12 protein-coding genes and 1 tRNA gene are annotated in these 15,915 nt (G+C 26.8%); 3 read left to right on the top strand and 10 right to left on the bottom strand.

The annotated features are described in order from the left end of the window. The first annotated feature begins 43 nt into the window (after positions 1–43). Together EXC58_RS03840 and EXC58_RS03835 are read left to right on the top strand one after the other, a co-directional pair. Positions 44–541, top strand: coding sequence for a dUTP diphosphatase (locus EXC58_RS03840; RefSeq protein ID WP_129725712.1), 498 nt, complete (start codon positions 44–46; stop codon positions 539–541). A 24-nt stretch (positions 542–565) separates the two neighbouring features. Further along, positions 566–649: transfer RNA gene (locus tag EXC58_RS03835), tRNA-Leu, on the top strand. Positions 650–757: 108 nt separating this feature from the next. Here EXC58_RS03835 and obgE read toward each other — a convergent pair. The 7 genes from obgE to hisS form a co-directional block, all read right to left on the bottom strand. After that, positions 758–2,023 (bottom strand): GTPase ObgE, encoded by a 1,266-nt coding sequence (obgE, locus tag EXC58_RS03830; protein ID WP_129725711.1) that lies wholly within the window; start codon positions 2,021–2,023, stop codon positions 758–760. Between the two features lie 91 nt (positions 2,024–2,114). Next, complete coding sequence (secDF, locus tag EXC58_RS03825; protein WP_129725710.1) at positions 2,115–4,706, bottom strand: protein translocase subunit SecDF; 2,592 nt, start codon at positions 4,704–4,706, stop codon at positions 2,115–2,117. Positions 4,707–4,750: 44 nt separating this feature from the next. Then, entirely contained in the window at positions 4,751–5,707 is a 957-nt protein-coding gene (gene ruvB, locus EXC58_RS03820) for a Holliday junction branch migration DNA helicase RuvB (protein ID WP_129725709.1), read from the bottom strand. Beyond that, a complete protein-coding gene (ruvA, locus tag EXC58_RS03815; protein WP_129725708.1) occupies positions 5,682–6,281 on the bottom strand; it encodes a Holliday junction branch migration protein RuvA in 600 nt (199 codons plus the stop codon). Before ruvA ends, ruvB begins: the two co-directional genes overlap by 26 nt. An 89-nt stretch (positions 6,282–6,370) precedes the next feature. Further along, positions 6,371–6,571 carry a 50S ribosomal protein L32 gene (gene rpmF, locus EXC58_RS03810; protein WP_129725707.1) on the bottom strand — a complete coding sequence of 67 codons (201 nt, stop codon included), beginning with the start codon at positions 6,569–6,571 and terminating at the stop codon, positions 6,371–6,373. A gap of 85 nt (positions 6,572–6,656) precedes the next feature. After that, on the bottom strand, positions 6,657–8,354 hold the full coding sequence (aspS, locus tag EXC58_RS03805) for an aspartate--tRNA ligase (protein ID WP_129725706.1): 1,698 nt from the start codon (positions 8,352–8,354) through the stop codon (positions 6,657–6,659). Positions 8,355–8,365: 11 nt separating this feature from the next. Beyond that, a complete protein-coding gene (gene hisS, locus EXC58_RS03800) occupies positions 8,366–9,688 on the bottom strand; it encodes a histidine--tRNA ligase (protein WP_129725705.1) in 1,323 nt (440 codons plus the stop codon). Positions 9,689–9,866: 178 nt separating this feature from the next. Here hisS and EXC58_RS03795 point away from each other — a divergent pair, with 178 nt between their 5' ends. Beyond that, on the top strand, positions 9,867–11,312 hold the full coding sequence (locus EXC58_RS03795) for an MnuA family membrane nuclease (protein WP_129725704.1): 1,446 nt from the start codon (positions 9,867–9,869) through the stop codon (positions 11,310–11,312). Positions 11,313–11,675: 363 nt separating this feature from the next. On the opposite strand, the gene EXC58_RS03790 is transcribed toward EXC58_RS03795, so the two are convergent. From EXC58_RS03790 to EXC58_RS03780, 3 genes are all read right to left on the bottom strand, one after another. After that, positions 11,676–12,134: a hypothetical protein gene (locus tag EXC58_RS03790; protein ID WP_129725703.1), complete on the bottom strand. Its 459-nt coding sequence runs from the start codon at positions 12,132–12,134 to the stop codon at positions 11,676–11,678. A gap of 368 nt (positions 12,135–12,502) precedes the next feature. Further along, complete coding sequence (locus tag EXC58_RS03785; protein WP_129725702.1) at positions 12,503–13,231, bottom strand: hypothetical protein; 729 nt, start codon at positions 13,229–13,231, stop codon at positions 12,503–12,505. Between the two features lie 4 nt (positions 13,232–13,235). After that, positions 13,236–14,729 carry a hypothetical protein gene (locus EXC58_RS03780; RefSeq protein WP_129725701.1) on the bottom strand — a complete coding sequence of 498 codons (1,494 nt, stop codon included), beginning with the start codon at positions 14,727–14,729 and terminating at the stop codon, positions 13,236–13,238. Between the last annotated feature and the right edge of the window lie 1,186 nt (positions 14,730–15,915).

Here is a 15,915-nt window from a genome sequence, read left to right as displayed (position 1 = left end):
TTATTTGTTGAATTTATGCATAAAAAAGTTTATAATTACATTTATGAATTTATCAAAAATATTTGAAATGCAAAAGGATTTGGATCAAAAAATTAAAGAAAAATCCTTCATTTCAAATCCAGATTTATCTGAAGATCAAATTGTTATTAACGGAACAATTGCATTAGTAGTTGAAGCTTCTGAATTTGCTAATGAAATTCAAAGTTTTAAATATTGAAAGAAAAATAAAAATGTTATAACTGACAAAGTTTTGGAAGAATTTGCTGATTTAGTTCACTTTTTAGTGTCTTTTTCGAATCGTTATGGTGTGCATTATGAAATTGAACCAGTTATTTGTTCTTCAAATTTAAACATTCAGTTCCAAAATCTCTTTATTGCTTTAGCTGAAATAATGAAAAAACCTAGCAAGGAAACTGTTTATTATGCCTTTCAAGTTGCCATTGGAACTTTTGAAATGTTAGGATTTAATTATGAACAATTAAGTTATTGATATGCAGCTAAAAATCATACTAACTATCAAAGAATAAGAAATAATTATTAATTATGATATAATTACAATACCTACGCCCAAGTGGTGGAATGGTAGACGCTGCGGACTCAAAATCCGCTGGAGCAATCCGTGCAGGTTCAAGTCCTGTCTTGGGCACCAATTTTTCAAAAAATAGTTTTAGTTTAATTACTTGTGCAGGGTCATTTTTGTATGATCCTCTTTTTTTATTTTTATTTAAGCAAATAAGCTACCTAAATATTAGGTAGCTTATTCTTCATCTTCTCATTCCATTTGGTGTCCATAAATTGAAACTGTATCACCTCTTTTAATTCCACGACGTAATAACTCATCTCATACACCAATTTTTTTCATCATATTATTAAAACGAATTAAGTTATCATATGAATTAATTGGAATTTTGTGATAGAATTCTTGGACTTTTTTACCAGTAATATCAAAGTGTCCTCGATATGGAGAGTTAATAAGATAATCTGGCTCAAAAGTAATAACTTTTACTTCTTCAACTTCCTGTTCAACTGGCTTTAATGATTCTTGTTGAATTAATTCTCACAATTTTTGCTTAACCTCGTCTAAATTTTCTCTCAAAATTGCTGAAATTGCTACAACAGGAACTTCAGGGAATTTTTCCTTAAATTGGGTTAAATGCTTTTTGAATAAAGGCATATCACTTTTATTTGCAATCACTATTTGTGGTTTTTGTTCTAGCTTATATTGATAAGATTTTAATTCGTTATTAATTATTTGATAATCAGTAATTGGATCTTTATCTTCGCTTCCAAAATCAATAACATGAGCAATTACTCGACAACGTTCAATGTGTTTTAAAAATTGAATTCCTAATCCTTTACCTAGAGATGCTCCTTTTATTAAACCAGGTAAATCAGCTACTGTAAAGGAATTTTCGTGAAATTCAACCATTCCAAGTTGTGGAACAAGGGTGGTAAATTCATATTCAGCTACTTTAGCTTTAGCATTAGAAAGTGCTGATAGTAATGTACTTTTTCCTGCACTAGGTTTCCCGACAATTCCTGCATCAGAAAGAATTTTAAGCACAATTTTAGCTTCAAATTTTTCTCCAGGCATTCCATTTTCAGAAATTCTTGGAGCGGTATTTTTAGAGGTTTTAAATTTAGTATTTCCTCTCCCTCCTTTTCCACCTTTGGCTATTAGATAAGGTTTATCAGGTTCAATAACATCAGCTACTAATTTATTTTTGTTATAAACGAGAGTTCCTACAGGGACTTTAATATATTTGTGAGGAGCATTAGCACCATACAGATTTTTAGGCCCACCTTTAACTCCGTCTTCAGCGACAATATGTTTATTCTTGTAAAAACTTAATAATGTGTTTTTTCCTAAGTCTCCAACAAAGTAAATATCACCGCCTTTTCCGCCGTCTCCTCCATCTGGACCACCTTTATCTACGTGAGCTTCTCTACGAAAAGACACCATCCCATTTCCTCCCTTGCCAGCTTGGACGTTAATTGTAATTTCATCAATAAAGCGTGCCATATTTATCTCCTTTTCAACTTTTAGTTTTTAAATAATACCATATTTTCTCTGTTGCTTAAATTTACAATAAAAAACAACTTTTAAAAGTTGTTTAATATTCAAAATCATTAATTCCAGGGAAGGTTTGCTCATCAGGAACTGATATATCTCAGTATTTACTTTCAATTCTTTTTTGAATTTGTTTTTGTTTGAACAATTCAAGTTTTGATCAAATTCACGAACAAATAAAAATTGATGAATACACTCCAATTGAAATTCCAAATAGCATTACAATATTAAATGTTAAATTGGTTGCGTTTCCAAATGTTAGTAAAATAAATACTGCAAAAATTGTAGATAATGAAGTATATAAGCTCCGTTTTAAGGTATCTGAAATTGATTGATTTACAATTAGTTTGATATCTTCTTTGCTTAAAATTTGATTTGGATATTCATTGTTGATTTTTTCTTTGATTCTATCAAAAGTAACGATAGTATCATTAATTGATAAACCAATAATTGAGAGCATTGCAGCCACAATAATTGTTGAAATTTGCAATCTAGTAATGATAATAAAGGCCATTACAATGACAAAGTCATGCATTAAACCAATTACAGCAGCTATAGCAAAAGTTCAATTCATTCTAATTAAGGTATAAGCAATAATTCCCACAAAAGCAACAGCGACCGCAATTAAAGCATTTACAACAATTTTTGAAGCTTCAGAAGGAAGAACTTGAAGTTCTGATAATGAAACATCACTTCTAATATTTTGAGCTATTTCACGAATTTGAGCTATTTGTTCTGGAGAAAGAACTTGCGATGTTTTAATGCTGATTATGTAGTTTTCAGTTGATAAACTTCCTTTATGAATTGAAATTATTTTAGCTGCATCTATTAGGTTAATATTTTGAGCATTTTTAATAATTTCTTTTTGAATTGCTTCAGCTTGAGATTTTGTTAAATTTCCAAAAGAATCTCCCTGAGTTAAAATTGAAATATCAATTCCGCCACTAAATTCTAACGATCTGTTAATTCCGGTTCAAAATGATTGATTTGCACCAGCAATAGAACCAAAAACAATTAACGAAGCAAGAATAAACAGTGCCGATCCTAAAGCAAATCATTTAGCTTTATTTAGATAATCAATATTGTTAATTTTTCTTGTAAATTTACCGGGATTATTAATTTTAGCTTTTCTAATTCCTAGTCATAATAATCTTTTATCAAAAAATCCTGTTCCAACAATTAATGTTGCAAGGAAACGAGTAAATATTAGCATAACTACCAATGTAAAGAATATTGACAAAATTAGCGTAATTCCAAATCCTTTAACTTCTTTAGTTCCTAAGTAAAATAGAATAAACCCAATAATTATAGTTGTAATATTTGCATCAATAATTGATGAAAGCGAGAGTCGATTGGACGTTTTGAAGGATTTATCCAAGGAATCTCCAGAATAAACTTCGGATTTAAGTCGCTCAAAAGTAATAACGTTAGCATCAACACTAATTCCAATCCCAATAATTAAAGCAGCCAAAGTTGATGGACTATATTCACCTTTAATTGCAGTGAAAATTAGTAATACAAGGAACATATATAAAGCAATTGAAAATGAGCTAATTATTCCAAGCAATCCATAATTAATAATCATAAAGACTGCAATTGCAATAAATACTAATAATCCGGCAATCATTGCATATAAAAATGATTTATTTTGCAATGTTGAATCTAAATAGTGAGTTGAAACAACTGATAAATTATAATTACTTAATCCAAAATTAATTCGATTAGCTAAATTAGTTGCTTGATTATTGGTAAAATTTCCGTTAATAACAATTTTTTCACTATTTAACGGACCATCTACATTGGCAACACTAATTAAATAACGACCCTCAATGTCGATTACATTTTTTTTAAAGGGATTTGGACGAATATTTGGTTGCTTTGTAACTGGATCGGTAATTATTTCAAAAGGTTTATTTCCCACATGAACAAAATTTCATAAATTCTCACGAGCTTCAGCTCAATCTTTTGGATATTTATTTTTAGCTAAATCAATTAATTCCAAAATATTTAATCACATCAAAATTGAACGATTTTGTCTTTTTGAAATGTTTAAAGTAGCACTAGTTCATTGTTTTATTGCTTCTTGATTAGCTAGTTTTAATTCAACAACATTTCTACCATTATTTTGGATTATGCTTTTAGCTTCATTGGTAGCAAATGGAGGAATTCAATTAACCGGAGTTCCTTTATCTAAGGAACCATCTTCAACAAAAGTCCCATCAAAAAACAAAGGTTTTAAGTTTGAATCAGTAAATGTTAAAACTGGTTTATTAGTAATTTCCTTTAAAAATTGATCTCTTTGAGAATCATTTAAATCACCACTTTTGGTAATTCGAATTTTTCCATCTCCTTCAGAGCTTACAGAAACACCATTTAAACCAGTTCCGCCAGTTAAACGATCAAAAAGAGATTTATTAACATTTTCAGTTAAAATTTTATCAGCGTTTTTTCCATTTGATGTTACTTGAACAACAACTTCAAGACCGCCCCCATATTCAATTGATTTATTAACATTTTGAGAAATATAATATTTGCTTCCAAAACCAATAGTTATTGCAGCAGATCCAAGGGTTAAAACGCTAATTAAAATTCTTTTTCAATTTTTTAACTTGAAAAATTCTTTAATAGGTTTCATATTTATATATTTTACCAAAAATAGTGATTTTTAAGCTTATTCTTTTAACTAAGCGAGAGTTTCTCTTTAATTAAATAATCAACTCCTTTAGAAGTAATTTTTCGACCTCTAGAATTTTTTTCAATGAGTTTGAAATATAGCAAAATTGGCTCAATATCATTGAGAATATTCTCTTTAGATGTGGATATTAGTCCTGTTATTACATCTAGCGAGACAGCTTTTTCATCAAAGCCCTCTCGTAAAACTTGTAAATACTCAATGTGATCTTTAGAAAGACCAAGTGGGTATAATTCCAAATAACTAAAAGTCTTTTTGATAATTTTATGATCAATAACTCCATTATTTAGGGAAATAGCAAAATCTTTAATTCGACTAAGTAAATGATTAGCAATTCGAGGAGTTGAACGAGAATATGAAGCGATAGTTTTTATTTGAGCTTCGGGAACTTGAATTTCTAGCTCTTTAGCTGAATTTTGGATGATTTGTATTAAATCATGCAAATCATAATTAACAAATCGTCCGATAAAACCAAAGCGATCTTTTAATGGTTGAGATATTTCGTTTAATTTGGTTGTTGCCCCAATTAATGTAAATGGTTTAATTTTCATTCGAATTGCTTTAGCATTTGCATCTACCCCAATAATTAAATCAAAAACAAAATCTTCCATAGCATTATAAAGAAACTCCACAACTAATTTATTAATGCTATGAATTTCATCAATAAAGACAATATCTCCTTCTTTAACTAGTGATAAAACTGAAATAATATCAGCTTTCTTTTCGATATTAGCTCCTTGAATGTAATGAATATTTTTATTAGTTTCATTTGCGATAATTGTGGCTAAAGTGGTTTTACCTAAGCCTGGCAAACCGTGTAGTAAAATATGATCTAAGATTTTGTTTTGTTTTTGTGAACTATCAATCATCGCCTTAATTGTTTTAATTAGTTTACGCTGTCCAATAAATGATTTAAAATTATGCGGACGCAAGATTGATTTCATTTTGATTAGTTGCGATGATTTCGATGCTATCTTCAATCATTTGTTCTAGATTTTTTGATGTATCAACTTTAGAAACAGCAAAATCAATTTGCTTTTTCTTAAACCCAAGGGTATTGAGTGTTTCGCTAAGTTGTTTAAGTAATGATTGAGAAGTACTTTTGTCTTTGATTTTGCGATTCATAATTTTGGTTCATTTTCCAGATAATTCAACGCATAAAAAGCGAGCAGTTTTCTCATTAACAAATGGAATTTTTGCAATTTCTTGTCAATTTTCTTGAGTAATTAATTCTGCGATATATTCTCAACCTTGATCAAGAATATTCATAGCAATTTTTGGACCAATTTTATCAATTGAAATTAAATCAATAAATAATAAACGCTCCTTAAAATCTTTAAAACCATAAGTAGTTTTATTATATTCGGTGTTGTATTCATAAAAATACATTTTAATTTTGTCATGGACTTGGTATCTCGATTCATTGGAAATAACTACAATATGTCCATCTCCTTTGCTTTCTAAAATTAAATTATTATTGTTTTTGTAAACAATTTCTCCTAATTTATAAAGTAACATTTTTAACCTCTTTTCATTTTGTTAATAATCAAAAATAAAAAAATAACCAGAAAAAAGATTTTTCCGGTTATTTTCCACACTAAAATTAATTATTGAATACGGTCGTTAAGTGCAACGTATCCTTGAACTTTTTTACCTTTGTAAAAACCACAAAATTTACATACAACATGCTGTTCGATCATTTGTGTACAGTTTTTACATGCAACAAGGTTAGGCATTTCTAAAGCAGAGTGACTGTTTCTTTTGTGTTTACGTTGTTTAGATGTCTTTCTTTTTGGTACTATAGCCATATGGTCCTCCTTTTTGTGGTTTTGTGTAAATGCTTTTTAATTATATCTGAAAAATCAAAATTAAAGAGCATTTTTTTAAAATATTTTAGTCCTTTATTTTAATAAATAATTCATCAAGTTGATTTTGTTCAACACCAGAAGGAGCGTTTGTAAAAACGTCCACACTTTTAGCATTTTTAGGAAATGCAATAACATCACGAATGGTTTTATTTTTAGTTAATATCATTGTTAAACGATCAATACCCAAACCAATTCCACAGTGTGGTGGAACTCCATAATCAAGACCTTTAAGGAAAAATCCAAATTTATTTTGTTGTTGTTCTTTATCCATTCCGATGAGTTCAAACATCTTTTCTTGCATTTCTCTATCGTAAATACGTGCAGATCCAGAACCAAGCTCAAATCCGTTTAACACTAAATCATAACTTTTAGCTTTCAGTTGACTTTTTGGCAATGTATTGATTTCTTCTAGAGTATTATCAAATTGAGTAAAAGCGTGATGAGCAGCCATTCAGGTATTATTTTCTTTATCGTATTCAAACATCGGTCAATCAATAATTCAAGCAAAATTATATTCATCTTTAGCTCAGTTGTATTTTTCGTTAAGTTCAACCCTTAAAGCCCCTAAGGCTTGAGAAGCGTTTTCATATTCATTAGCAACAATTAAATATGTTCCAGTAGTTTTTCCTATTTGTTTGATTAATTTTTCAACTGATTGAGGCACTTTTTTAGCAAAATTTGTGTCTTTAAGTTCATTATTTTCTAAGGTAAAGTAAAATAATATATTTGCTTTGTTTTTTTTAGCAATTTCTTCAAGGAATTTAAAATCTTTTTTTGTAATTATTTCATCAATTGCTAATAGTCTTTTTGAAGGAGCATTTTTAATGATTTCAAAATCTGAATCATCACAAAAATTGTCAATATCAGTGATTTTATTTTCAAAACGTAAATCTGGTTTATCACTTCCGTAATCACGAATGCAATCATTAAAGCGAAGCTTTTTAAATGGAGTTGCAATTTCAACATTCATGACTTTTTTCATAAAGTGTTTAAAGAGATTTTCAATAATTTCCATAAATGAAGACACATCTAAAAAACTTGTTTCAATATCAAGTTGAGTAAACTCAGGTTGACGGTCTTTTCGAGAATCTTCATCTCTAAAACAACGAGCAAATTGATAGTATCTTTCAAATCCTGAAATCATTAATAATTGTTTAAATAACTGCGGAGATTGTGGCAAGGCAAAAAATTCATTTTTATTACGAGTCGGAACTAAAAAGTCTCTTGCACCTTCAGGAGTTGCTTTTGCAAGCATTGGAGTTTCAATTTCCATAAATTCTTGTGAGTGCATAAACTCTCTAATTGAAAAAAATAAATCATTTTTTAATTTAAGAGTTTTTTGCATAACTGGACGACGCAAATCTAAAAATCGATATTTTAAACGCAAATCTTCTTTAGTTTCTAAATCATCTTTAATGGCAAATGGGAGTTCTTGAGCTACTGAAAGAACTTTGTAAGATTTAACCAAAATTTCAATATCTCCAGTTTCTAAGCTTGGATTTGGATCTTTTCTTTGGACTACAGTTCCAAAAACTTCTAATACACTTTCTTTTGAAAAATTAATTGGTTGATTAAAAACCAATTGAATAATTCCGTATTTGTCTCTTAAATCAACAAAATTTAATTCTCCAAAACGTCTTTTATTTGCGACTCATCCATAAAGAGTAACTTCTTTCCCTTGATCAGAAATTCTTAGCTGATTATTTTTAATTGTTTTATTCATACAATTTCCTTTTAAGTATTTTTAATTATAAATCCATATAAATCATTTGAAGCTAGTTCCATATCTAGAAGATCAAGTTCAATTTTTTTATTTTTAACTAAATCCTTGAGAACAACTATATCTGGATTTGAAATTTTTGGATCTTCATAAAGTAAAAAACGAACATTTTGTTTTTTAGCCATCTCAAAAAGCTTTTTACTCTTGGTTAATTCAGGAACAAAAGTCATTTTAAAATTATCTCCTTCAAAATTTAAACCTAAGTAAAATGAATATAAATTTTCTAAAACACTGGCTTTTTCAGAAGCTCCAATTAAAATGTCTCTATTATCAACAAAACCAAGATTTGGAACTATTCTAGTATTATCAGTATCATCTAAAAGATCGCCTAAAAATTCAATTATACGATCAACACCAAATCCAAATCCAACACTAGAAAGTTTTGGACCTCCTAATTCTTCAATTAAATTTGAATATCTTCCTCCTCCAATTAGAGTTGTTTCTCCTTGATTGGTTTTTCCGACAAATTCAAAAACAATTTCGTCATAATAATCTAATCCACGAACTAAATTTGGATCAATTTTGTATTTAAATTCATATAAGTCAAGTTTGTCAAGAACATCTTGGAAATATTTTTTGGATTCAGGTGAATAAAAATTAGAAATTTGAGGAGCATTTTTCATAAAAGGCAACTTTGAATCAACTTTATCATCTAAAATTCTTAACACATTATTTGAAGCAAGGCGTTGTTGGGATATTTCACTTAATTGATCTTTGTAAGGAAGCAGAAATTCTTTTAAAGCTTCTTGGTATTTAATTCTGGTTTGTTCATCTCCAATGGAATTAATTTTTAATTCAACTTTTTTTCCTGCTTTTTGTGCAAAAAAGTCCATTAATAACTGACCAGTGAAAATAACATGGGCATCTTTATAAGGGTTTTTATTTCCTACATATTCAACCCCAGCTTGATAAAATTGCCGATATCTTCCACTTTGTGGACGCTCATATCGAAACATTGGTCCTCAATAAGCGAATTTATCAATTTCACTTTGTGCATATCATTTATTATTAACAAATGCTCGTACAAACGAAGCAGTACCTTCAGGTCTTAAAACAATTTCTCGACCACCTTTATCAACGAAAGTAAACATCTCTTTTTGGACCATGTCACTGTTTTGATTTGTGCGTTTAAATAATTCAGCATATTCTAAAATTGGAGTTTCGATCATTGAAAACCCAAACTTTTCTACTAAGTATTCAAAAATACTCAGAGCGGCTCTTTTTTTAGTGTATTGACCAATTGAATAATCAATTGTTCCTTTAACTTTATTAATCATTTTGCCCCCTTAAAAAATAGTTACGCTATCTTAATTTTACAATATTTAAAGACAATAATAATCTAAGAGAAATAAAAAGTTAAAAACCTTTAAAATGGAGTTAATTTGTGGTTATTTTTCCATAGTTTTTTTAAAAAAATCTTGACTTTTATTCAAGGTAATTTATACTTATGGGGCTATGAAAAAATCAATTATTTTTAAGTTAATAAGTCTTATTTCAAGTAGTGCAATTGCAGTTATTACTTCTGCTTCTTGCACTACAAACCCAATCTCTCACAGTGAAGGTGATTTTGCTAAATCGCTTTCTCAAGCATTACAAAACTCAAAGGAAAATTTTAAAGTAAATATTACAAAAGTTCACAATCAAAACACTTTACAAAAAGATAAAGCTATTGTTAATAGCAACGATAAAGATAATTCAAATAATGTTGATTTGGTATCTTTATCCACAAAAAACAGTATACAAAATAACAATTACTTAAAAACCCAAGCTTTCAATAAGGTTGTTTTAAACTCTAGACGTCGAACAGCTAGACCAAGAGTCCAATCAGCTGAAGGTTTAAAAATTGTTCATTGAAACATTTTAAATTATCCAAATTCAAAAAGAAATGAAAATCAATTTAAAGTTTCTGTTATTAGCAAAGTTCTCTCAGAAATTAATCCAGATGTAATTGGATTAACTGAAATTAATAATGGAAAATGAGATTCAGTAAATTTAATTGTTGATAAGCTCAATTCAATGACAAATCGTCATTATGAAATGGTTTATCAACCTGAAAGTGATTACAATTCAAATTCCTCTGAAGCAGTTAAAGAATCGGTGGTCATTTTATATGATACAAATAAAGTTTCTCCACTTCCTTTTAAAGATGGAAGTGTTAAAAAATCTTTTAAAGATTATGTTGAATATCCGCTTGAAGATGAATATGATTCAACAGCATATGTTCGTCCTCCATTTGGAGTGATGTTTAAAGTCAACGGTACTCGAAAAGCATTTACCACCATTTTTGATCACTTTGATTCACCAGGTAGAAAAGAAGGTGAAGTTAGTTTTGCAGATTTAAATTATACTTATCCAAGCAACTTAAGATTTACCAGAAAAATTGGTTCACAAGAAGGAGCAGAGGCATTTAATTTAGACAAAGTATTTGATTACTTTAAACAAAACGGAGCTAAAAATATAGTTTTTGGAGCTGATACAAATATTCCAGCAAATTCTTCTGATATTTTTGTGAACTTAGTAACTAACGGTTATTTAAGCGGGTGAGAAGATCAATATAGTGCAAGCACCTCTTTAAAAAGTTCAAAAAGCATTAAAGATGCTGTTTTAGATGGAGAATATGATTTAGCATATGCCGAACCATATGATCGCATGTTTTATGATGGGAACAATTTTGTTCAAGACCCACAAAATCGAGACTGATTTAAATTTGATATTTTTAAAAATTACATGGAAAATTCCGAATTTAAAAACTATGTAGATAGTGAATATCAAAGAATTTTCAGAAAAAGACTTAATACCGGAGAAAATTTAGATAAAAACTCTAATAGCATCTGATTTGCTCTAAGAAACAATGTTTCAGATCATTTACCAGTTTGATTATCATTAAGATTTAAAAGATAAAATAAAACATTTAATTATAAATATTAAAAATTGAAAAAAATAAAAACAAAAAATCATTACAAAACTCAGAACAAAGAAAAATTTCTTTTTTGAGATTACCAATATTATTAATCAAAATAAAATCAGTTCTTGAAATATTGCAATAAATATATTTAATTTAGAGTTTCAAGAATCATAGTGTTGGCATTTTATAATTTAAAATAACATAAAGATTATATGAATCTCAAAATTTTGACAGCAAAAATCTAAATTTAAGAGATTCATATTATAAATTATCTATCATATTTATTAATATAACAACAATTAAAAACTTAGTTCTTTTTTGCAGAACTAAGTTTTTTTTTTTTTTTTTTAAATTTTTTATTAATAATACTTTTCCAATTCCATAAAAAATTGTATATTATCTTCATTTTTGACATCATAAAATTCTGCATCAGTTCGATTTGAGTACACAATTAATAAGTAATGAATATATCTTGCATCTTCTTTATTATCATTTAGGTATTCTTTCAAGACATCCCTATTCCATAAAATTGATTCGTTATAGTTTTTTACCAATTTATTAGTTGATAAATTAGATATAAAGAACTGTTGTTTATTTGAGTTAACACTTAATTTATAATTTTGAAAATTCTTTAAAGAACCCTTAATATTTAAATTTAAAATTTCTTTTCTGCTTATTGTTAAATCAAACAATGGACTTTGAACATCTATTTTAAGTTTTTTAGATAAATTTTGTAACTTCTTAATATGTAAAATTTTAATAATAACATAAATAATTCAAAATACAATTTCTGCTATTGCTATAGCTAAAAGAATCAAAAAAATTATGTTAAAAATATACAAATAAAAATTTTTAATATTTACTGATTGTAAATTTCTAGAGTCCGGAACTCATGATAATCAAATTAAAAGACTTAAAATTATATTCAAAAGCAATATTGAAATAATATATTGATAAATTATTTTTAAATTTCTAGTTTTAAAACTTTTACAAATACTCTCAATACCTTTTACAAAAAACGGATGAACTTTAATTTTATTTTCTAGGCAGAATTTAATTTTTTTAATTCCGAAGGAATATAAAAATTCATTTATTTTTATTCATCATGCACGGTAGAATAAGTAAAAAAGAAAAAATAAACATGTTATGGCAAAAAAGATAGATCAGTTTATGTATGTTCCATAAATTAGATTCATTTTGCTTCCTTATAATGTTTAATCATGAGTTTGTTTTCAAATACAAAATAAGGTGCTTTGAAATTATTAATGTCATAAATGTAAATATACATAATTGACTGAGCTTGCTCACCAAATATTTGTTTAATTTTTTCTTCGTAGATAATTAAATTTTTTCATTTTTGAAAAATATTTTTAATTTTAAATGTAAAAGCTAATTCATAAGAGAAAGCAATGGTTTTTGTTTTTTCTTGTTTTTGATAATTCATTGATTGTGAAATTTGTTTAATGTTATTTTTTTTAGCAAAATTATATTTTTTAAGAACCTTTTTAAATTTTTTCTTTTTATTTAAAAATAAAATCAAATAAGAAGAAAAACATATAGGGATTAAAATTGATATAATTGGCAACAGAATATTAAATACAATTGCTTCTTCAACTAAAAAATAATTATAAAGCACCAAGGTAGTAATAGATAAAGTAACAGAAACAAAAGTTCAAAATAAATAAAAAGAAACAAATTTTTTCTTTTTTATTATCTGCTCAATAAACTCATTAATTGCCTTGTTTAGTAACGGATTTTGAAAAAAATTATCCTGATTATATTTGATTTTTTCAATTGATAAGTCAATAAAAATAATAAACATGTTTATTGAAAAATAGTTTTTTAATCATTTTTGAGAAGAAATATAAAATGTTCCAACAAAAATAAGCGACAATATTATTGAAAAAACTAGCATTTTTTTATCCTAAATTATCTGATTTATCTTTATTCGGAATACTTCGTATATATCATCCGGTCTTATGATTATAAACTTTTTGTAACCCTCAAAGTTTTAACTCTTCCCTACTATATTCAAGCATTTCTTCGAGTGTTTTTACTTTATCAGTTTTGAGATTTTTAAAAAGTAAGTTTTTTCCTCCTCTTCCTCCACGAGAATAATAATCTGATTTACGACTTTCTTTAACAACTACTCATTTATCTTCTCTTAGAGATTCTATTCCACTATTTAATGTTTCTAATGCTTCTTTGAATTCTTCTTCTTTACTATCGAGATAATCGAGAGCTTTATCTAATTTTTTTATTTCATCAACATTAAGTCATATAGCTAGTAAATCATTACCAAGAGAAATAAAATGAAATGTCTTTAAACTAGTTGTTTTCTTTAAATAAAATAAATATCTGTCGTATCAAGCTTGAGGAAAATTACCTGGAATATAATGGCTTAAAACTCAACTAATAATTTCATTAGTAAAAGATAATTTCGATCAGATTTTACCATGTCAATTTTTAAAATCATTAAATACTTCATGAGGTCCAAAATATAATTCTACACTCTCTTTTATTTGATTTTGTATGTCGTTGATGTGCTTTTCGATTTGTTCAATAGTATATTGAAATGAAAGTGAAATCGCAGAAGAAACTAAAGAAATTTTTAGAAGCCTTTGTTCTTTTGCTTCTAAAGATTCTTTTGTAAGATTTTTTATTTTGTTTTGATAATAATTTTTAAAATACTTTTTGAATAATTTTCCGTTTTTTATTTTGTCGCTTAATGTAATACCTGTAGCAACAATAGAAGCACTACTAGGAGCAAGAGCTGCTTCTAAGGTTATTTTCTTTGCTAAAATTCATTTTTTTAGTTCGGGTATTAAGTTTTTTGTTATCAATTCAAATTGAGTTTTTTTAACACTTAGCTGTTCAAATGCTAAAGCGTGAGTTTTTGAATTTTCTTCTTCGCTAATATTTACTTCATATCCTTTGTAAGGGTTTATTGCTATTCAGCGAGTTTCATCTTCAAAACTTTTTTTGTTAGAATTTTGAAATTCATATTCATTAGAATAATCTTGAAATGTTGATATAAAATCTTTAAATTGTTGGTGACTTTGATTCTCGATATTATTGATTGCTTTTTCGTAATCAGTTTTAGATATTTTATTTTCTTTTATTAATTCAGATAAAATTGTTTTAGATAACTTTTCTAAATCTTCTTTTTTTATATTTTTAAAAAATTCTGAAAGCGTTTTTTTCTCTTCTTGCAATTTATTTAAATTATTAAAAATAATTTTGTTTTTACTCTCTAAATCAGTAGATATTTCTTTAAATAAACTTTTTTCTTGTGTTTTTATTACTTGAAAACTTTGGTTTTTTGTTTCAACATTTGCGTGACTTGAAACAGATGATGAAAGTTCTGTTAGATTTGAAATAGGATCACCAATTTTAAAAAATAATGATTTCACGATATTTCCTTATAATTTATTTTTTAGTTATTTTTCGTATTATAGACTAAAAAATTAGTTTTAAAGAGTTAATTTATAATAATTTAATATGAGAAAAACCAAATTTATTTTCTGGTCCTTTATATAAATTTATATATTTAGAATTAATAAAACCTGTTCATAAAATAACAAAAGAATATAATTATGTATTAGATTATACAAATTCTCTAACCTAAGAAAAAATGTAGAAAGATAAATCTGTTCTGGATGATGTACAATGAATTAATTCAATTTCTTAACACAAAAAATGATTTAATCATAAAAAGAATTTTTGCCTCAAATTATCAATAAAAATTGAGATGAAAAAAATAAAATCAAAGCAATTGTCTATTCATAATATAGCTAATACAGCTTGCTTGTCTCCGATGAAACAAAAATTTAATTTATAATGGTAATGGATTTTATAAACCGACTCAAATTTTTACAAACGAAACAGAAATTCAATGTTTAGGATACTCGATGAACTTAGTAGCGACACTAACAATTTTAAATATTGCAGTTAAAATTTTAAGCACTTATTTTGCTGTTATTACAACTGCAACAATTTCAAGGGATGAACATTCTTGGAATTAAGTTTATGTTGACGGAAGGCGAAAAGTAATAGATTTAACAAATTGGGATTAAACGAAAAAATAATGACAATAACTTAAATTTTGAACTTAGAGATAATAAAGATTTATTTTTAAAACTAAATTCAGAATGAATGAACAAACTCCAAATTGATATTGTTTCACATCAAAGAACTATGATGTTTTTCAAAAATCTTTCAAAATATGAATATAAAGGATTTCCTGATAGCATTTAAAATTAAATTAAATAATAATATGCATTAAAAAAGTTAGGAAAAAGACTATTAAAAACTTAGTTCTATAACCCAAAGAACTAAGCTTTTATTTTTTAATATTTAATCATCTTAATTATTATATTCTCATAAAAGTTTTTAAAAAATATACCAAAAACCACAAAATAAGACCATTTTGTGGTAATTTTGCATATTTTCAAAAAACTCTTTTTATTTATAAGTATTTTTAAAATTCCAAATATAATTAAGATGTCAATAAAAATTGTTTACTTTGAAAATCTTGTTTTAAGTTGCTTTTATATATCTTATTTAAGTTTTTTGCTAAAACAATAAAAATTATTGACA

The sequence above is a fragment of the Mycoplasmopsis citelli genome, assembly GCF_900660645.1.
Classification (GTDB): Bacteria; Bacillota_I; Bacilli_A; order Mycoplasmatales; family Metamycoplasmataceae; genus Mycoplasmopsis; species Mycoplasmopsis citelli.
The sequence above is the reverse complement of the archived record's forward strand: the minus strand, read 5'-3'. Positions and strand labels throughout refer to the sequence as shown.